Below are 18,208 nucleotides of genomic sequence, written 5' to 3'. Positions count from 1 at the left end.
ATGGTGCCGGCCCCGGGGTAAAAGTAGTGGGCCCTGCTTAGGCCCCGGGCTTCCCGGCCGCGTAGTCTGCGGCCAGCAGGCCGTGCATGAGCGAGTCGGCAAAGGTGCCCGGGGCCAGCTGCACGTGCTGGCGCAGCCGGCCTTCGGGCTTCAGGCCGCTTTCTTCCATAATGGCCACGTGCGCCGGCCGCAGGTCGTAGGTTTCGGTCACCAGCCGGTTCAGGCGCAGGTCTTCAAACGCCACCCGGTAGAGCAGCTGCAGAAACGCGAGAAAGTCCTGCCGGTAAGTGGCGGGGGCCAGGGCACGCGCCGGGTCGGCCAGGAAGGACACTTCGGCCCGCTCGTCGGGCCAGGAAATGTGCACCAGGCCGCCGTACGCCACCAACTCGCCCTCACGCAGCAACGAAAACAGCAACTGCCCCGGCCGCGCCTGCTCAAACAGCGGCAGCACCACGCGCTGGAAATAAGCGTCCTGCTGCTCGGCCGTGAGCGGCGCGGCCTGGCGCAACACCGCCAATTGAGCGTTGCGCCACTGCCGGATGGGCTCCCGGTCTTCGTAGCGGATGGGCACTAGCTGGTAGCCAGCCTGCTCGTACTGGTTTAAACGCAAAGCGGAGTAGGAGCGCGCGGGCATAGGCAACGGGATGGGAATGCAGGCCTCCACAGGCCCTCGGCAAGGGCCACACCCAACCTCCGGGCAGGCGAGGCCGTCGACAACGGCGCCTGCGGAGCCGTGCGCTAAGATACTGGCCGCGCCAATTAGCGCAAGGCTCCCCGCAAACCACGCAGCTAGCCCGAAGCATCAAGGATATTAGAAAGGTTATGCATAATATAATAATTGTGTATTGACTGTTAATTAATTAGCGGGTACGTTTACATCATCAATCCCGCGGATTGACTGTTGCTCTACCGGTCCTGAAACCGGTTGCCTATTGCCCGCCTGTTCGGAATCACAGGTGTTGTGTCAACCACTCTACCCTTTCTCTCTGCGCCGTTAAGGACCACCTCCTGCTGGCAGAGAAATCTCAGTTCACGGTTTGGGAAGGATGCGGCCGCCGGCGGCCCGCATTGGCTTCTTGGGTTTTGCACTCGCTGAACGGCCTTGTTTTGGGCCGTTTCAAAACCGTGTTGTCTACGGTTTTCCCGGCTGATATCGGATTTGCCCAACTTCTAAGCTCTGAAAGGAGGTAGCCAGGACAGCTGTGCCCGCTCCGCTGGTAGGAAGCGCACAAGTAATGCTGTTGCTCACCATTGATTGCCAGCGTGCTGCGCCGGGCAGCTGCCGAAGCGCCCGTGCATTGCAGCGTCATCATTCCTCGGCATTTATCATCAACCACATCGCACTTCCTCGCCATGAAAAAAACTACACTGGCCCGCGCCTCGGCGCTGGCCCTCGCCCTGGGCATTGTTGCCGTCCATTCATCCGTTGCCCAGGTGCTGACCCCGGGCGCCACCATTCAGGGCCCTTCGGTAAACGGGGCTCCGGCTACCGGCGCCACGGGGCCCCTGGGTCAGATTCGCAGCGGCCTGTTCGGGCAGTTCGCGCCCAGCGACAACTGGTTGGCGTTGGGCGAGTCGCCCTTCGGCGTGGGCGGCGTGCTGCCCTACGGCCTGCGGCTGCAGAAAAACAGCCAATTCGGCCTTTTCAACCAAGTGACGAACCCGGCCACCGGCGCCGAGGACCTGGTGGTGGGCTGGGGCGAGAATGCAAGCAGCCTGCTGCGCCTGCGCTTCCTCAGCAACCAGTTCACCAACCAGTTCACCGACGTGCTGAAGCTGCAAGGCGGCACGCTTGCCCCGGCGGCCGAAATCACGGCCACCGCCCTGACGGGGGGCGAAACCCCGCTGCGCATCGGCGTGGCCGACGCGCCCACCGATTTCTTTACCATCAGCAACGGCACCGGGGCCGCCGGGCAGTTTATTCCCACCATCGTGGGCACCCGGACCACTGACACGCGCGAAGCCCTGTTCTTTGGCGGCAACATCACCCCGGGCAACGACGTGGCGGACCCCTTCGGGAATTTGCGCCCCCTCGTCAACGTCCAGGGGCGCCTCTCCAACAACACGCAGGTTGTCAACCGGCCCATTTTTGCCGTAAGCAACCTTACCCAGCCCGTGTTCACGGTTTCGCCAACCGGAGATGTCAGCTCTGGTAATATTAGCGGAGGTAGTATTACCTCCGGGACCATTGTCGCTTTTGGCGATGTGTATGCCAATAACTTCATCACGTTTTCCGACCAACGGTTCAAGGAGGACGTGAAAACCATCGAAAATGGGCTGGGCCTGATTCGGCAGATGCGCGGGACGACGTACACTTTTAAGCAGTCGACGGAGTTTGCCAAACGCAACTTTCCGAAGGAGCGGCAGTACGGGTTCATTGCCCAGGAAATGCAGAAAACGCTGCCCGAAGCCGTTAAGCAACAGAAAGATGGCTTCTACGGCGTCAACTACATCGAGGTGGTGCCGGTATTGGTCGAGGCCGTGAAGCAGCTCGATGCCAAACAGGCCGAAACCACGGAGCTGCAGCAGCAAGTGGCCGACCTGAAAGCGCAAATGGCCGAGCTACGGGCCCTGGTGGAAGGCAAAACTGGGCAGGCCCCGGGCACGCAGCCGACGCCCACCGCTCCCGACATGAGCCAGGTGAAACTGGAGCAGAACGCCCCCAATCCGTTCCAGGAGGCTACCCGCATTGAGTACGCCTTGCCCGCCGGCGTCACGAGCGCCGTGCTCAGCATCGTCGACATGCAGGGCCGTACGGTGCGCAGCATAGCGGACCTGGCCAGCGGCCGGCACACCGTGGAAATCAAAGCCGGCTCGCTGCCGGCCGGCGTGTACCTCTACACCCTCACCGTGAATGGCAAAGAAGCCACCAGCAAACGCATGGTGCTCACCCGCTAACGCCGGCGTCGCAAGCCGCATACCAGCAACGCCCGGCCACTCGCCGGGCGTTGTTTTTTTTAGGAGCCTTCAGCTTACCCCAAGCCGTTGCGACAAATCAAAAAACAAAGTTTAAGGCTGAACCTGACTGTTTTGGTCGTTGATATGCATGAGCCAGGGGTGCGTTGCCAGCAAGGCGGGCAGCCCGGCCGGGTCGGTCAGGGAGAAATCGGCGGGCAGCTGCGAGTACAGCAAATGCAGCAGCGCGTAGTCGCTTGGGTAGTCCACCGTCAGGCGCAGCCCGGCCACCAAAGCTGGCACGGTGCAGGGCAACTCTTCCAGCCGGAAAAGCTCGGGGTGGCGGCGCAGGTAGGGCGTCACGTGCTCCCGCTCCTCGGGACGCGTCGCCTCGGCGGCCACCCGGCGCAGCGCGGCGGCGGCCATGACTTCCACGTTGGTGCCCAGGGGCAAGCCCGTGGTCAGTGTGTAATCGGCCCGGGTGGCGAGGTGCTGCGCTACTGCTGCCCGCACAAAAGCCGGGTCAAGGGCCGGGTTATCGGCGGTGAGGCGCACAACGACCTCGGCGTGGTGGGCCTGCGCGGCGCCCGCGAAGCGGCTCAGCACGTCCTGCTCGTCGCCCCGAAACACGGAGGCCCGCAAGGTTTCAGCGGCGGCCGCCACGGCATCATCGGCGGCCAGCGCGGAGGTGGCCACCACCACTTGCGCGCCCGGTACCACCTGCCGGGCGCGCGCCACCACGTGGCCCAGCACGGTGGTTCCGGCCGAAAGCGGCAGGGGCAGCAACACCTTGCCCGGCAGGCGGGAGGAATTCATGCGCGCCTGAATGACGACGACGACGCGCACGGGCCAGGAGGTAGTCATAGGAAGTTAGCGAATGGTCCAGCCGCCGTCCACCACCAGGTTGTGGCCGGTCACAAAATCGGAAGCTGCGGCGCTCAAGTACACAAAGGCACCCGCCAGGTCGGCGGGCTGGCCGATGCGCCCCAACGGGTTGCGCTGCCGCAGCTCGGCCACAAAACCGCTTTCGGCCTGCACGCCTTCGCTGGGAAAGGGGCCCGGCGACACGCAGTTCACCTGAATATTCTCCGGCCCGAGATAGGACGCAAAGTATTTGGTGAGCTGGATGACAGCGGCTTTGGCCGCGCCGTAGTGGGGCGGGTTCAGAAATCTGGGGTACTCCTCATAAGCGGCGAAATCGGGCGCCACCACGCCGTACATCGACGCCACGTTGATGATTTTGCCGCCGCCGTTTTCGCGCAGGTAGGGCAGCACTTCGCGCAGGCAGCGGTAGGCGCTGCCCGCCGAGCCGTCGAGGCCGAGGGCAAACTGCTCATCGGTCAGGGCATCGGGCTGCTGGCCGGCACTGTACACGGCGTTGTTGATGAGCACGTGCGGCAAGCCGTGCCGCTCACGAACGGCGCGGAGGGCGGCCTGCACCGAAGGCGTAGCAGCCACGTCGCAGGACTGGAAGTGCAGGTGGCCGGCGGGAATTTCGGCCGCAAACTGCTCCGCGAAGCTGGATTCGTGGCGGGCCAGCACCACCACCCGGGCGCCGTGCGCCAGCAGGCCCAGCACCACGGCCCGGCCCAGGTGCCCGTAGCCGCCGGTCACCAGAATCAGGCGGCCCGACAGGTTGAACAACTGCGAATAATCGGCTAGGAGCGGGGCGGCCATGTGTAGGGGAGAATGAAGTCGTCGGTTTTTTCGGCCAGCTCCTGCAGTTCCGGCCGACGCTGTTCGGCGGCAATCAAGTGCGTAGCCGCGGCCAGGTTTTCGCGCAGATTGGCCGCTGAGTCCACGCCGACCACGGCCCGGCTCACGCCGGGCGCACACGCGGCAAACTGCAGCAGCAGCGCGGGCAGCGGCACGTCGGCCGTTTGAGCCAGGCGCTGAAGCCGAGTCAGCTTGGGGGCCAGCGGGGCAAAAAAAGCGGGCAAAGTGGCCGGTTCGCGCAGCAACAACCCTTGCAGAAACGCCGAGCGCACGTGCACTTCCACGCCGCGCCGCGCCAGCTCCGGCAGCAGCGGGCCAAACCGCTGGTCGAGCACGTTGTACGGCACCTGCACCAGGTCCACGTCAAGCCCTTCTTCCAAGAGCCAAACCGCTTCCTGCGGATGGTAAAGCGAGACCCCAATGCGTTGAGCCAGCCTGCCGTGCCGGGCTTCCTGCAAGGCCGCCCAGCCACCGGGCTGCTCCCGAAAAGCGCTGAAGCTGTGAAACATCACCCCATACACCGCCGGCTGCCGCAGCCGCCCCAGCGACTCCCGCAGCTGCTGCTGCACCTGGGCGGCCGGGCCCGCCGCCACTTTGGTCACCACTTGGAAAAGCGAGCCCGACGGATAGTGCCGGCTCAGCCACTGGCCCAGGCGGGCTTCGCTGTCGCCGTAGGCGGCGGCGGTGTCGAGCAGGGAGATGCCGGCGGCCTGGGCCGTGCTCAGCACCTCGTGCACGGTGGCGTCGGGGGGCCGCCCGGCGGTGTTGTTGATGCCGTAATCGAGCCCGAGCTGCGCCGTGCCCAGCGCCAGCCGTCCCACGAAATCAGCTGCTGTAAGGGCGACGCTAGCCGGCATTTTCAGCAGTCACAAACTCAGTGATGCAGGCCACCACGTAGGCCTGCTCCTCGTCGGTCAGCGTGGGAAAAAGCGGGATGCTGAGGCAGTGCGCGTAGTATTCTTCCACCAGCGGGAAGTCGCCGGCCTGCCAGCCCAGGCCTTCGTAATACGGCATGCGGTGCACCGGAATGTAGTGCACCTGGGCGAAAATCTGCCGGGTTTTCAGGAAGTCGTACAGGCCTTTGCGGTCGGCTACTTCGATGACGTAGAGGTGGTAGGCGTGGCCGGGCCGGCCGGGGGCCAGCACCGTCACCCCGGGCACCTGGGCGAAAGCGGCATCGTAATGGGCGGCCAGCTGGCGGCGGCGGGCCAGGCCTTCGTCGGCGCGGGCGAGCTGGCTCAGGCCCAGAGCGCAGTTAAAATCGGGCAGGCGGTAGTTGTAGCCGAGCTCCTGCATTTCCATGTACCAGCCGCCGTCGGGCTCGCGCCGGAGGTCGGCCGGGTCGCGGGTAATGCCGTGGGTGCGCAGCCGCAGCAAGTGGTGGAACAACTGCTCGGAGTTGGTGGTAATCATGCCGCCTTCGCCGGTGGCAATGTGCTTCACCGGGTGGAAGCTGAAAATGGCCAACTCGGCAAACTGGCCATTGCCGCAGCGCTGCTCCTGGCCTTTGGAATCAACAAAAAAGCCGCCCGGCGCGTGGCAGGCATCCTCGATTATCCAGAGGCCAAACTCATCGGCCAGCCGGCGCGCTTCTTCCAGGTTCACGGCCAGCCCGGCAAAATCCACCGGAATCAGGCCCGTGAAATAGCCGTTAGAATGCGTTTCGAGCAACGCCCGCACTTTCGCCAAATCAATCAACCCCGTGGCCGGGTCGATGTCGGCAAAATGGACTTCGCCGCCGCAGTAGCGCACGCAGTTGGCCGAAGCCGCGAAGGTGAGCGGCGTGGTGATGACGCGCTGGCCGGGCTGCACGTTCAGGGCCAGGGCGCACAGGTGCAGGGCGGCCGTGCCGTTGGCCACGGCCACGGCGTAGCGGGCGCCCACGTAGGCGGCAAACTGCTTTTCAAACTCGGCCACGGTGGGCCCCTGGGTGAGGTAGTCGGCGTGCAGGGCGGCCGTGACGGCGGCCACGTCGGCCTCGGTGATGTGCTGGCGGCCGTAGGGGAGGGGGCGGGTAGGAACCACGGAGAACTTGCGCTAAAAGCCGGAAGGAAGCGCCGCGGCAACCGGCGTGGTGCTTCCTCCCGGCAAAGGTAGGCGCGCTGGGCCAAGAAGACGCTGCTACGGCGGCGACAATTGGACTCCGCGCGGGCGGCCGTAAGTTTGTTGGTCTACCAGTCTTTTTCGTTTGTGCTGCGCCGTATGCTTGCTTTGTTTCGTGCTCCGTTGGCCGGGGCCGTGTCTTTCCGGGCCGTGCTCGTCCCGCTGTTGCTGTGGGGCTTGCTGCTGGACGCGCGGCCGGCCTATTGCCAGCTCGAAACCAGCAACTGGTACTTTGGCAGCGGGTCGGGGCTGAGCTTTCGCACGGGCAGTCCCGTGGTGCTCATCAGCTCCATCGCGTCGAACGAGGCCTGTTCGGCGGCCTCTGACCCGCGGGGCAATCCGTTGTTCTACACCAACGGCGAAACGCTTTGGAACCGCAACGACAACGTGATGGCCACCGGCCTGGGCGGCCACCAGTCGGCCACGCAGGGCGCCCTGATTGTGCCCGACCCCGGCAGCACCGACCTGTTTCACGTCTTCGCCCTCGACGCCGTCGAGCAATCTCTCGTCGGCGGCCTGCGCCACACCATCGTGGACATGCGCCTGAACGGAGGGCTGGGAAATGCCACGGCGGTAAAGGGCGTGCGCATGCCCACGCCCACGCTCAGTAGCCCCGTTACCGAAAAGCTGGCGGCCATTCGCCACGCCAACGGCTACGACTACTGGATTGTGGTGCACGGGTGGCAAAGCGACGCTTTTTATAGCTTTCCGCTCACCGAAGCCGGCCTTGGCCTTACGCCGGTGGTCAGCCGGGTGGGAACGGTGCACACCAGTTCCGCTACTGCCGGGGGCGTCAATAACTCGATAGGGTACATGCGCTTTTCCGCCGACGGGCGCCGCATAGCCGTGGCGGCCGAAAACCTGCCCCTGGAACTGTTCGATTTCGACCCGGCCACGGGCGTGGTTGCCAACCCCGTCAGCCTGCCCCTGCTCCCCAACAGCGGCGGCCGTGCCTATGGGCTGGAGTTCTCGCCCGACAATTCCCGCCTGTACGTCAATTCCGGGTTTGCCCGCAGGCTGTTTCAGTACAACCTGTTGGCCGGGTCGCCGACGGCCATCCTGAACTCGGCCCAGCTCCTGGGCTCCGACGATGCGCAGCTGGGCGCCATGCTGCTGGGGCCCGATAATAAAATTTACATGAGCGTGTGGGGGCGCAACAGCCTGTACGTCATTACCGCCCCCAACGCCCTGGGCACGGCCTGCGGCTACCGGCCCAATTCCTTGCCCATGGGCCGTACCTTGATGGGCGGGCTGCCCAATTTCCCCAACGCGTACCCCGTGCCCGCGCTACGCATCACGGCCGCCGATGAGTGCGAAGGCACCCCGGTGGCTTTTGCCGCCACGGCGGCCCCGCTCGGGCGCGTGGGCAGCGTGAGCTGGGACTTCGGCGACCCGGGCTCGGGGCCGGCCAATGCCGCGACGGGCCTGGCCGCCACGCACGTCTTCAGCCGCGCCGGGCAGTTTCAGGTGACGCTGAGCGTGGTGTCGCCCAACGGGGCGGGGCCGTTCACGACCACCCGCACGGTGCTGGTGCACGCCCGGCCCGTGGTGCAGCTGGGCCCCAAAGTGCAGCAGGTGTGCCAGGGCGAGACGCCGACGCTGTCGGCCGCGCAGCCGGGCGGCGCTACGTACCGCTGGCAATCCGGCTTCACCGGGCCGGCCGTGACCGTGACCGCGCCCGGCACCTACCGCGTCTCGGTGACCTCGCCCCAGGGCTGCTCGGTGCAGGATTCCGTGCGCATCGAGTACGTAGCCCGGCCCAGCGTCCGCCTCGGCCCCGACACCGCCATGTGCCAGGGCACCACCCTGGTGCTGCGCCCGAGCGCGCAGCCCGCCGGCACGCAATACCGCTGGCCGGACGGCTCTACCCAGCCCACACTGGCCGTGACCGTGCCCGGAACCTACCGGGTGGAAGTCATGCGCAACGGCTGCAGCAGCTACGACGAAATCAACGTGGCGGACGCGGGCTGCGCCGTGGTGGTGCCCAACATCATCACCCCCAACGGCGATGACCAGAACGAGGCCTTCGTGCTGCAAGGACTGCACGCGCCCGACTGGGCGCTGCGGGTCTTTAACCGCTGGGGCCGCGAAGTTTTTTCGCAAGCCGCTTACGACAATTCCTGGACGGCTCAGGGCCAGCCGGACGGTTCTTATTATTACTTATTGACCAAATCTGCCTCCGGGCAGCAGCTCAAAGGCTGGCTGGAAGTGCGCCGCTAGTGGCTAGGCCACGAAATCAGCGTCGACGTGCAGGCGGATTTCCTCGCGAATCTGCTCGGCGTCCAGCCACTCCTCGTTGTTGGCCGAGTCGTACTGAAAGCCCAGCGGCACGCGCTTGCCGTGGAAATTCGCGATGAATTTCTCCACGTCCCAGGTCGGCATCGAGGGCAGGATGACGTAGTAGCGGTCCAGTTCCACGGTGCTCAGGGCGTCGGTTTCGGTTATCATGGCCTCGTGCAGCTTCTCGCCGGGCCGGATGCCCACGATGCGCTGCTCGCACTCGGGCCCGATGGCGCGGGCCACTTCCGTGATTTTGTAGCTCGGGATTTTGGGCACAAAAATCTCGCCGCCCCAGGCGTGCTCCAGCGCGTACAGCACGAGGTCCACGCCCTCTTCGAGCGAGATGTTGAAGCGCGTCATGTCGGGGTGGGTGATGGGCAGCACGCCCTTGTGCCGCTCCTGCAAAAAGAAGGGCACCACCGAACCCCGCGAGCCGATGACGTTGCCGTAGCGCACCACCGAAAAGCGTAAGTCGCGGGCCCCCTTCATGTTGTTGGCCGCCACGAAGAGCTTGTCCGAGCACAGCTTGGTGGCGCCGTAGAGGTTGATGGGCGCGGCGGCTTTGTCGGTGCTCAGGGCCACCACGTCCTTCACGCCCGAGTCGAGGGCGGCGTTGATGACGTTTTCGGCCCCGAAAATGTTGGTTTTGATGCACTCCATCGGGTTGTATTCGGCGGCGGGCACCTGCTTGAGGGCGGCGGCGTGAATCACGATGTCGATGCCTTCGCAGGCGCGGTGCAGGCGCTGGGGGTCGCGCACGTCGCCGATGAAGTAGCGGATGGCCGGGTACTTGGCCGGGCTAAATTCCTGGCTCATTTCGTACTGCTTCAGTTCGTCGCGCGAGAAGACCACGAGCCGCTTCACCAGCGGAAATTGTTCGAAAACGGTGCGCACGAACTGCTTGCCGAACGAGCCGGTGCCCCCCGTGACGAGGATGGATTTGTGGTTGAGGTCGAGAGCCATGAAATGAAGGAATCCGAAACAGGAGGACAAAAGTAGTCGGCAGGATTGTAGCGTGGACTCTGCGAGTTCGCGTTTGCACGAAGCAAGACCGCACCTGCACCAAACAAAACCGCCATGCGCGGACTCGCAGAGTCCACGCTACAATCCCGACCTTTGGCCGGCGGAGTGGTCTGCCGCGGTTAGAATGCTATTCAATTCCCTCCATTTTCTGGTCTTTTTCCCGCTGGTTGTCGGGCTGTATTTTGGCCTGCCGCCGCGCTGGCGCGGGCCGCTGCTGCTGCTGGCCAGCTACTATTTCTACATGAGCTGGCGGGCCGTGTATGCGCTCTTGCTGCTGGCCACCACGCTGCTGGACTACTACAGCGGCTACCGCATGAGCCAGCTGCCCACCAAGCCGGCGCGGCGGCCCTGGCTCTACCTCAGCCTGGCCAGCAACCTGGGCACGCTGTTCGTTTTCAAGTACTTCAATTTTTTTCGCGACACCGTGCTGCAGCTGGCCGAGGCCTTGCACCTGCCGCACGCGGCCGGGCCCACGTTGGGCTTGCTGCTGCCGGTGGGCGTGTCGTTCTACACGTTTCAGTCCGTCGGCTACATCATCGACGTGTACCAGGGCCGGCTGGAGGCCGAGCGGAATTTCGGTCGGTTTGCCTTGTTCGTGGCCTTTTTTCCGCAGCTCGTGGCGGGCCCTATCGAGCGCGGGGGGCACATGCTGCCGCAGTTCCGGCGGGTGCACACGTTTGACTACGCCCGCGTGGTGAGCGGGCTGCGGCTCATGGCCTGGGGCTTGTTCAAGAAAGTGGTGGTGGCCGACCGCCTGGCCCTGCTCGTCAACCCGGTGTTCAACAACCCGCGCCAGCACCCCGAGGGGCCGCTGCTGCTGCTGGCCACGCTGGCCTTCACCTTCCAGATTTACGGCGATTTTTCCGGCTACACCGACATGGCGCGCGGCGCGGCCCGCGTGCTGGGGTTCGATTTCAACCTCAATTTCCGGCAGCCCTACCTGTCGGCCTCGGTGCCGGAGTTCTGGCGGCGCTGGCACATTTCGCTTTCCAGCTGGTTTCGGGATTACGTGTACATCCCGCTGGGCGGCAGCCGGGTGCGGCCCGCCCGCGCCTACGGCAATTTGCTGGCCGTGTTCCTCATCAGCGGCCTCTGGCACGGGGCCAACTGGACGTTTCTGGCCTGGGGCGGCCTGCACGGTTTGTATCTGGTGCTCAGCACCTGGGCACGGCCGCTGAAGGACCGGTTGGCCCGGCTCATGGGGCTGGCCGCGCACCCGCGCCTGCGCCGGGCCGGCGGCAGACTGCTCACGTTCGGGCTGGTGGCCTATGCCTGGATTTTCTTCCGGGCCAACAGCTTTACCGATGCCATTTTTATCAGCCAGCACCTGCTGAGCGGGTGGAGCGGGCTGGGCGGCCGGGGGACGGCCACGCTGTTGCTCGAATTTTCGCAGCACTACCGCCCCGAACTGGCCGTGGCCGCCTTCAGCGTGGTGGTCATGCTGGGGCTCGAATATGTTGGCCGGGCGCGCAGCCTGCAAGCCTGGGTTTCGGCCCGGCCGGCGGCCGGGCGCTGGGCGGGCTACGTGGGCCTGGCCCTGCTGATACTGTACCTGGGCGTGTTCAACAGCACGTCCTTTATCTATTTTCAGTTTTGAAAACGCCTCAACCTTACGCGGTTTGGAAGCTGCTGGGGCGGCTGGGGTTGCTGGCCGGCGCGGCCCTGCTGGGCGCTTTGGCGCTGGCGCCGGTGGTGCTGCGGGGGCAGGTCGATGCTTTCTACGGGCGGTTTGCGAGTCCGCCGGCGGGCTCCTTGGTTTTGGGGACTTCGCGGGCCGCGCAGGGCATTCAGCCGACGGTGCTGGCGGGTGCGCTGGGGGCGCGGTTTGCAGGGCCGTTGCTCAACTATTCCTTCACGCTCACGCACTCGCCCTACGGCCCGGCCTACCTGCGCAGCATCGGGCGCAAGCTGCGGCCGGAGGTGAAAAACGGCCTGTTCGTCGTGGCCGTCGACCCGTGGTCGCTGTCGCTCAGCGGGCCGGAAGGCGTTTATCCCGAAGACCAGTCGTTCATCGGTCAGCTCCATCAGGTCAGCCAAAATCCCAACTTCGCCTACCTCACCGCCTATCAAACCAAGCCGCTCTACCGCCTGCTGCTCGACTACGCCACCGCCACCGAGCGCCTGCACCCCGATGGCTGGCTGGAAGTCAACATCGGCACCGACAGCGCCCAGGTGCAGGCCCGCACCGCCCGCAAGCTGCAGGACTACCGCCTCTTGGCCGCCCGCCAGCACCTCTCGGCCGGCCGCCTGGAAGCCCTGCGGCAAACCATTCAGTTCCTGCAAAAGCACGGCCAGGTGGTGCTGGTGCGCCTGCCGGTGGGCTCGCCGCTGCTGGCGCTGGAAAACGATTATCAGCCCGGTTTTGATGGCCTGATGCGCCAAGTGGCCACGCAAGCGGCGGTGCCCTACCTCGACTACAGCCGCGAGCCCTACGCCACCACCGACGGCAACCATTTGCAGCGCGAAGCCAGCGGGCCGTTCAGCCAGCGCCTGGCCCAGGACCTGGCCCGGCAACTGACGCGCTAACGGCGGCTAGCGCAATGGCCCGGCCACTTCGTACACGTAAATGTGCCAGTAGGCATCCGGGTTGGTAAAATCGGCCACGAAACGCAGGCCGCTGCGGGCGGGGTGGGCCAGCCGCGCCGCGCTGAAAATGAAGCGCCCGCCGAGGTGCTGAAATGCCGCGGCATCCAGCGCCCAATCCTGGACGGTGCGTACGGGCGTGGCTGGCACGAGAAAGTCGCGGCCCAGCTCGTGCGAGAAAAAGAAGCAGCGGTTGGCCCAGGCATCGAAGTAAGTGCGCAGGGCCGCGTCTTTGGCCAACTCGCCCGCAATCAGCGGCCGGAACTGGTGCTTGTAGCTCAGCGGGTAGCTGTTCTGGTTGCTGTCGAGGGTGTAGAAATCGTTGAGCTGGGCCACGGCTGGCGCAAAGCCCAGGCAGCCCACGCGGTAGCTGCTGGGCGGCCCGCCTGTGCGCTTGCTCAAATAAGTCTTGATGCTGTCAAACAGGGGTTTAGCTACGTAAGCCGCGTAATTGGGCTGATGCTTTTTCGGACGCCCGGCCAGTTCCCGGAGGTTGTTGGTCCACTCCGCATTCATGAGCAGGCCGATGGCAAGTTGGGCCGCCACCAGCAGCCCGGCCGCCACGTGCCGCCGCGGCGGCAGCAGCCGCAGGCTCAGCGCCAGCACGCCGAAGCTGGCCAGCGGCAGCAAAAATCCCAGCCGCGTGAGGTTGAAGGCGTGCAGCAGCGGCAGCCGGTGCTGCACCAACGCCACCCCTTGCAGCACAAAGCCGCAAAAAACCGCCACCGCCACCATGCCCAGCAGCCAGGGCGCCAGCCGCCGCGCCGCGGCTCGCCAGCCGCCCGGCGCCCAGGCCAGGGCCGCCAGCACCGCCAGCGCCATGGCCCCACGGAAAAACTGGCTGGAATGGTACTGCCCCAGCACCAGGAAGTTAGTCGCCGAGCGCAGGCCCGCACCTAGTCCGCGCGGCACCGTCCGCAGCAGGTCATGCTCCACGCGGTGCGACACGAACTGCTGCGCCACGAGCAGGGAGTAAAACAGTGGCCATTCCACCACCACGTACACCAGCCCCAGCAGGGCCGTGGCGGCGCCTACCCGCAGCGCTGCCGCCCGCTGCCCGTGCCAGGCATCGTAGAGCGCCAGCCCGGCCATCGCGCCGCCCAGGAAGGGCCCCACGAACACAAAAAACGACCACACGGGAAACGACGCCACCAGCAGCCAGTCCCACCAGCGCCCCCGCCCTTCGCGCAGGCGCAGCACCGCCAGTAGCAGAGCCGGCTGCCCTAGAACCGTAAGCCCGTAAATGGAATAAATGGGCAGCGTGGCCCAGGCCAGCGCCAGCCCGGCCGCCAGCCCGCGCCGCCGCGGCCCCGGCAGCCAGCGGCGCCGCAGCAGCGCCCACATGCCCAGGAGCCCCAGCAGCCGCACCAACGCCTGATTAACCAGGTAGGCGGCCCACGGCGAAAACGCTCCAAACAACCACACCGTCGGGTTCAGGCCCGAACGCAGGGCGTTGCGCGGCAGCCCGTTCATGATGCTCGGAATGACCGCGGCGGGCCGGTAGTCGAACACCACGCGGAACTTATTCAGCAGGTAGGGGCTGCCGATTTCCGTGTCGAGGTTGTCGTGAATGGTGATGAAGCTGTGGCTGCGCAACAACAGAAACGGTACCAAAAACAGGCACAGCCCAAGCAATGCCAGGCTCAGAGGCCGCAAAAAAAGGCTGCCGCTTTTCATAGCGCGTCGTCGGAAAGGTTAGCTGGCGGCAATTTCAGCCAGTCGCGCCGTCAGGGCCCGGCGGGAGTAGCGGTGGTGGCTCACGGCCGGCAAGTCGAGGTTGGGACTGATGCGCCACTGCGCCACCAAATCTTCCAATGTGCTGAACATAAGCGCCGAGTTGCGGTAGGGCAGGGCCTGGCCGGCGTCGCATTCCTGCAGGAGGTTATCGGCATCGGAGCCGGCCGGTCCCACGCACAAAATGGGCTTATTCGCCGCCAGGTACTCAAATATCTTGCCCGGCAGAATGCCAAAATTGCGCGGCACGTCCGGAATGGCCATCAGCAGCACCGAGGCGCTGAGCAGGTATTCCACCGATTTATCGTGCGGCACGAAGGCAATAAACTCCGTGTTGTTCAGCAGCCCGGCCCGCGCAATCTGCCCGCGCAGTTGGGCCGACACCTGCCCCACAAACCGCAGCCGCAGCGGCACGTCGGGGTGGTGCTGGGCGCACTCGGCCACGGCTTCCAGCAGGCATTCAATGTTATAGAGCTCCGTGATGGTGCCGGTGTGCGTGATGCGTAAGCAGTCGGCAGGCGGCTGCGAAGGCTGCCGGAAGTCCGACTCGTCATAGCCATTGGGCAGCACCTGAAACTTGCCCGACGGCAGCTCCGGCAGCTTGGCCATAAACAGCCGCTTGGTTTCAGGCGAAGTCACCAGCACGGTGTCGGCCTGCGTGAGCACCTGCCGCTCGTAGCGCGCATCGAGCCAGGATGCCAACGGTGTGTGATGCAAGTCTTTGTAATAATAAATATCCGTCCAGGGGTCGCGCATGTCGGCCAGCCAGCGCAGGCCGTGGCGCTTTTTCAGCTCCAGGCCAATAAGCTGGGTGGAATGTGGCGGCGAGGACGTAAGCACGGCGTCGAACCGTTCGCCGGCGGCTAGTAATTGCTCCACGGCAGCTAGCGCGTGACGGTTCCAGCCGCGCCGCGGGTCCGGAATGAACAGGTTGCCGCGCACAAAGCGCAGGGCCTTTTGCATCAGGCCGGGCTTGCCCTCGTTGGCGAAGCCGCCGTAGGGCACGGCGCGGCCCGTCAGCTTCTTGTAGCTCTCGAAAGGCTCCGAGGTCTTGGTGCGGATGACCCGCACGGCCGGCGGCACTTCGGCCAGCAGGCTTTCGTCGCGCACGGGGTAGGTGGCCTGGGCGGGGTCCACGGTTATCACGGTGGGCTCCACGCCGAACTGGCCCAGGTGCTTCACAAACTTGAGGCAGCGCTGCACGCCGGCCCCGCCCGAAGGCGGCCAATAATAGGTGATGACGAGCAGGCGCAGCGGACGGGTGGCGGGCACGGGAACGGGGGAGGGCAAGCGGGCCGCGAAGGTACACGCTTTGCCGGTTTTCGGCCTTTTGTGGTTACTTTTGGGGTTCAATAACTGACTGGTTTTGCGGGGCTCGCCCGCTTCCAGCTGACCTCTCCCTACCTCCCGCTCAACTCAGCGATTCATGTTTGATAATCTCTCCAATAAGCTCGACCGGGCCATCAAAACCCTCAAAGGGCAGGGCAGCATCTCGGAAATCAACGTCGCGGCCACCATCAAGGAAATCCGCCGCGCGCTGGTCGATGCCGACGTTAACTACAAGGTTGCCAAAGAAGTAACCGACAAGATTAAGGACGCCGCCATGGGCCGCGACGTGCTCACGGCCGTGTCGCCGGGCCAGCTCATGGTCAAAATCGTCTACGATGAGCTCACCGAGCTCATGGGCGGCGAGAAGAAGGACATCGTCATTAAGGGCGACCCAGCCGTGATTCTGCTCTCGGGCCTGCAGGGCTCGGGCAAAACCACCTTCGCCGGCAAGCTGGCCAGCTACGTGAAGCGCCAGGGCCGCAATACCTTGCTGGTGGCCTGCGACGTGTACCGCCCGGCCGCTATCGACCAGCTGAAAGTACTGGGCGAGCAAATCGGCGTGGAAGTGTACTCGGAAGTCGAGAACAAAAACCCGGTTGAAATCTCGCGCAACGCCATCGACTACGCCCGCAAAAACGGCAAGAAGGTGGTCATCATCGACACCGCCGGCCGCCTGGCCGTGGACGAGCAGATGATGCGCGAAATTGAGGCCGTGAAGTCGGCCATCAACCCCAGCGAAACGCTGTTTGTGGTGGACTCCATGACCGGCCAGGACGCCGTGAACACCGCCAAAACCTTCAACGACCGCCTCAATTTCGACGGCGTGGTGCTCACCAAGCTCGACGGCGACTCGCGCGGCGGCGCGGCCCTCTCGATTCGTGCGGTGGTGGAGAAGCCCATCAAGTTCATCTCGACCGGTGAGAAGATGGACGCGCTCGACCTGTTCTACCCCGACCGCATGGCCCAGCGCATCTTGGGCATGGGCGACGTGATTTCGCTGGTAGAGCGCGCGCAGCAGCAGTTCGACGAGGACGAAGCCAAGCGCATCGAGAAGAAAATCCGCAAAAACCAGTTCGACTTCAACGACTTCCTCGGCCAGCTTGAGCAAATCAAGAAGATGGGCAACATCAAGGATTTGATGGGCATGATTCCGGGCATGAGCAAGGCCATGAAGGACGTCGAAATCGACGACGACGCCTTCAAGCCCGTTGAGGCCATCATCCGGAGCATGACCAAGCAGGAGCGCGCCAACCCCGACCTGCTGAACGCCTCGCGCAAGCGCCGCCTGGCCAAAGGCTCGGGCACGGAGCTGCAGCAGGTGAACGACCTGATGAAACAGTTCGACCAGATGCGCCAGATGATGCGCAAAATGAACAAGCTCAGCCAGACCAAAGGCGGCCTGGCCCAGATGCAGAAGATGATGGGCGGCATGCGCGGCGGTGGCGGCGGCATGATGGGCCGCTAGGCCGGCAGGCCCTTCGCCCTGAAGCAACAAAAAAGCCCGGACCAAAGTCCGGGCTTTTTTATGTTAGCAATTGAATTGAAAAGGAAAATAGTTGGGTTAAATCACAAATTTCAAGTGACTTACCAAGAAAACTATAAGCGCCGGAATCTTTTGGAGCAATTCTTGTTAGCATCATCGTGAAAGAATAGTTTTTTAAGGTGTTTTGGTATGGAAAGAGGCGCCCCTTTGGGACGCCTCTTTTTTTATTGCCTGGTGTGTAAGGCCGGGCCGGAGGCGGCGTCTGATGAGTTCGAAGGCTGGCCGGTAGTAGGGTGTACCTTGCGCCTGCTAATTTTTGCCGCCGCGTCGTTTATGAAGCAACTCGTTGAAAAGCACCCGCTGGCCATTCGTTGGTTTCACTGGGTCAACTTCCCCGTCCTGAGCCTGATGATTTGGAGCGGGATGTGGATTTACTGGGCCAACGACGTGTACCGCCTCGGCTGGGGCAAGACCACACTGCTCAAATTCTTTCCCAACTCATTCTACCAGGCTTTTCACCTCGACCACAAGCTGGCCCAGGGCATGAGCTGGCACTTTGTGTTGATGTGGGTGTTCTTCCTCAACGGCTTGCTCTACGTGCTCTACACGCTGTTTTCGGGCGAGTGGCGCGCATTGCTGCCCACCCGCCATTCCTTCAAAGAAGCCATCCAGGTCACGCTTTTCGACCTGGGCCTGCGCAAGCAGCACCCGCCGGTGCGCAAGTTCAACGGCGCCCAGCAGATTGCATACACCAGCGTGATTCTGATGGGGCTGGGCTCGCTGCTCACGGGGCTGGCCATTTACAAGCCGGTGCAGTTCGGCTGGCTCACGCAGCTGCTGGGCGGGTATGAGTTTGCCCGCATCATCCATTTTGCCCTCACCATCGGCTACGTGCTGTTTTTCGTCTTGCACATTGCTCAGGTGGTGCGCGCCGGCTGGAACAACTTCCGGGCCATGGTGGCCGGCTTCGAGGTGGTGGAAGTCAATCCCGCCACGCACGAAGTCACGGCCGGCCCCACGGCCTTGCCGGCCGCCGATGCTTCTCTTTCTGCCAAATAATTG

At 64.3% G+C, this 18,208-nt stretch carries 14 protein-coding genes; 6 read left to right on the top strand and 8 right to left on the bottom strand.

Annotated features, from left to right (window positions below):
* Positions 1–37: 37 nt before the first annotated feature.
* Positions 38–634 (bottom strand): GNAT family N-acetyltransferase, encoded by a 597-nt coding sequence (locus I2H31_RS06930; RefSeq protein WP_196292260.1) that lies wholly within the window; start codon positions 632–634, stop codon positions 38–40.
* A 719-nt stretch (positions 635–1,353) separates the two neighbouring features.
* On the opposite strand from I2H31_RS06930, the gene I2H31_RS06925 reads away from it, so the two are divergent.
* A complete protein-coding gene (locus tag I2H31_RS06925) occupies positions 1,354–2,898 on the top strand; it encodes a tail fiber domain-containing protein (protein ID WP_196292259.1) in 1,545 nt (514 codons plus the stop codon).
* Between the two features lie 111 nt (positions 2,899–3,009).
* Here the strand turns inward: I2H31_RS06925 and I2H31_RS06920 are convergent, their stop codons facing one another.
* From I2H31_RS06920 to pseC, 4 genes are read right to left on the bottom strand one after another with little or no spacing between them, the layout of a single operon-like run.
* Positions 3,010–3,759 carry a cytidylyltransferase domain-containing protein gene (locus I2H31_RS06920; RefSeq protein ID WP_196292258.1) on the bottom strand — a complete coding sequence of 250 codons (750 nt, stop codon included), beginning with the start codon at positions 3,757–3,759 and terminating at the stop codon, positions 3,010–3,012.
* Positions 3,760–3,765: 6 nt separating this feature from the next.
* Positions 3,766–4,572: an SDR family oxidoreductase gene (locus I2H31_RS06915; RefSeq protein ID WP_230687517.1), complete on the bottom strand. Its 807-nt coding sequence runs from the start codon at positions 4,570–4,572 to the stop codon at positions 3,766–3,768.
* Positions 4,554–5,468 carry an aldo/keto reductase gene (locus I2H31_RS06910; RefSeq protein WP_196292257.1) on the bottom strand — a complete coding sequence of 305 codons (915 nt, stop codon included), beginning with the start codon at positions 5,466–5,468 and terminating at the stop codon, positions 4,554–4,556. The genes I2H31_RS06915 and I2H31_RS06910 overlap by 19 nt, the downstream gene beginning before the upstream one ends.
* Positions 5,458–6,636 carry a UDP-4-amino-4,6-dideoxy-N-acetyl-beta-L-altrosamine transaminase gene (gene pseC, locus I2H31_RS06905; protein ID WP_196292256.1) on the bottom strand — a complete coding sequence of 393 codons (1,179 nt, stop codon included), beginning with the start codon at positions 6,634–6,636 and terminating at the stop codon, positions 5,458–5,460. The genes I2H31_RS06910 and pseC overlap by 11 nt, the downstream gene beginning before the upstream one ends.
* 177 nt (positions 6,637–6,813) lie before the next feature.
* On the opposite strand from pseC, the gene I2H31_RS06900 reads away from it, so the two are divergent.
* On the top strand, positions 6,814–8,934 hold the full coding sequence (locus tag I2H31_RS06900; RefSeq protein ID WP_196292255.1) for a T9SS type B sorting domain-containing protein: 2,121 nt from the start codon (positions 6,814–6,816) through the stop codon (positions 8,932–8,934).
* Between the two features lie 3 nt (positions 8,935–8,937).
* Here the strand turns inward: I2H31_RS06900 and pseB are convergent, their stop codons facing one another.
* Positions 8,938–9,957 carry a UDP-N-acetylglucosamine 4,6-dehydratase (inverting) gene (gene pseB / locus I2H31_RS06895; protein ID WP_196292254.1) on the bottom strand — a complete coding sequence of 340 codons (1,020 nt, stop codon included), beginning with the start codon at positions 9,955–9,957 and terminating at the stop codon, positions 8,938–8,940.
* A gap of 184 nt (positions 9,958–10,141) precedes the next feature.
* Here pseB and I2H31_RS06890 point away from each other — a divergent pair, with 184 nt between their 5' ends.
* Positions 10,142–11,614: an MBOAT family O-acyltransferase gene (locus I2H31_RS06890; RefSeq protein ID WP_196292253.1), complete on the top strand. Its 1,473-nt coding sequence runs from the start codon at positions 10,142–10,144 to the stop codon at positions 11,612–11,614.
* A complete protein-coding gene (locus I2H31_RS06885) occupies positions 11,611–12,543 on the top strand; it encodes a hypothetical protein (RefSeq protein WP_196292252.1) in 933 nt (310 codons plus the stop codon). Before I2H31_RS06890 ends, I2H31_RS06885 begins: the two co-directional genes overlap by 4 nt.
* Positions 12,544–12,549: 6 nt before the next feature.
* Here I2H31_RS06885 and I2H31_RS06880 read toward each other — a convergent pair whose 3' ends face one another.
* Positions 12,550–14,256, bottom strand: coding sequence for a DUF6044 family protein (locus I2H31_RS06880; RefSeq protein ID WP_196292251.1), 1,707 nt, complete (start codon positions 14,254–14,256; stop codon positions 12,550–12,552).
* 39 nt (positions 14,257–14,295) lie between these two features.
* Positions 14,296–15,606, bottom strand: coding sequence for a glycosyltransferase family 4 protein (locus I2H31_RS06875; RefSeq protein ID WP_317192191.1), 1,311 nt, complete (start codon positions 15,604–15,606; stop codon positions 14,296–14,298).
* 154 nt (positions 15,607–15,760) lie between these two features.
* Between I2H31_RS06875 and ffh the strand changes: the two genes are divergently transcribed.
* Positions 15,761–17,128: a signal recognition particle protein gene (ffh, locus tag I2H31_RS06870; RefSeq protein WP_196292250.1), complete on the top strand. Its 1,368-nt coding sequence runs from the start codon at positions 15,761–15,763 to the stop codon at positions 17,126–17,128.
* Positions 17,129–17,479: 351 nt separating this feature from the next.
* Positions 17,480–18,205 carry a cytochrome b/b6 domain-containing protein gene (locus tag I2H31_RS06865; RefSeq protein ID WP_196292249.1) on the top strand — a complete coding sequence of 242 codons (726 nt, stop codon included), beginning with the start codon at positions 17,480–17,482 and terminating at the stop codon, positions 18,203–18,205.
* The last annotated feature ends 3 nt before the right edge of the window (positions 18,206–18,208 follow it).

It is taken from the genome of Hymenobacter ruricola (assembly GCF_015694525.1).
Taxonomy (GTDB): domain Bacteria; phylum Bacteroidota; class Bacteroidia; order Cytophagales; family Hymenobacteraceae; genus Hymenobacter; species Hymenobacter ruricola.
This window is presented reverse-complemented; position numbering and strand designations above follow the sequence as displayed.

Coding starts and splice junctions, on each gene's coding strand:
- I2H31_RS06930 (WP_196292260.1), bottom strand. CDS start 634: ATGCCCGCGCGCTCCTACTCCGCTTTGCGTTTAAACCAGTACGAGCAG.
- I2H31_RS06925 (WP_196292259.1), top strand. CDS start 1,354: ATGAAAAAAACTACACTGGCCCGCGCCTCGGCGCTGGCCCTCGCCCTG.
- I2H31_RS06920 (WP_196292258.1), bottom strand. CDS start 3,759: ATGACTACCTCCTGGCCCGTGCGCGTCGTCGTCGTCATTCAGGCGCGC.
- I2H31_RS06915 (WP_230687517.1), bottom strand. CDS start 4,572: ATGGCCGCCCCGCTCCTAGCCGATTATTCGCAGTTGTTCAACCTGTCG.
- I2H31_RS06910 (WP_196292257.1), bottom strand. CDS start 5,468: ATGCCGGCTAGCGTCGCCCTTACAGCAGCTGATTTCGTGGGACGGCTG.
- I2H31_RS06900 (WP_196292255.1), top strand. CDS start 6,814: ATGCTTGCTTTGTTTCGTGCTCCGTTGGCCGGGGCCGTGTCTTTCCGG.
- pseB (WP_196292254.1), bottom strand. CDS start 9,957: ATGGCTCTCGACCTCAACCACAAATCCATCCTCGTCACGGGGGGCACC.
- I2H31_RS06890 (WP_196292253.1), top strand. CDS start 10,142: ATGCTATTCAATTCCCTCCATTTTCTGGTCTTTTTCCCGCTGGTTGTC.
- ffh (WP_196292250.1), top strand. CDS start 15,761: ATGTTTGATAATCTCTCCAATAAGCTCGACCGGGCCATCAAAACCCTC.
- I2H31_RS06865 (WP_196292249.1), top strand. CDS start 17,480: ATGAAGCAACTCGTTGAAAAGCACCCGCTGGCCATTCGTTGGTTTCAC.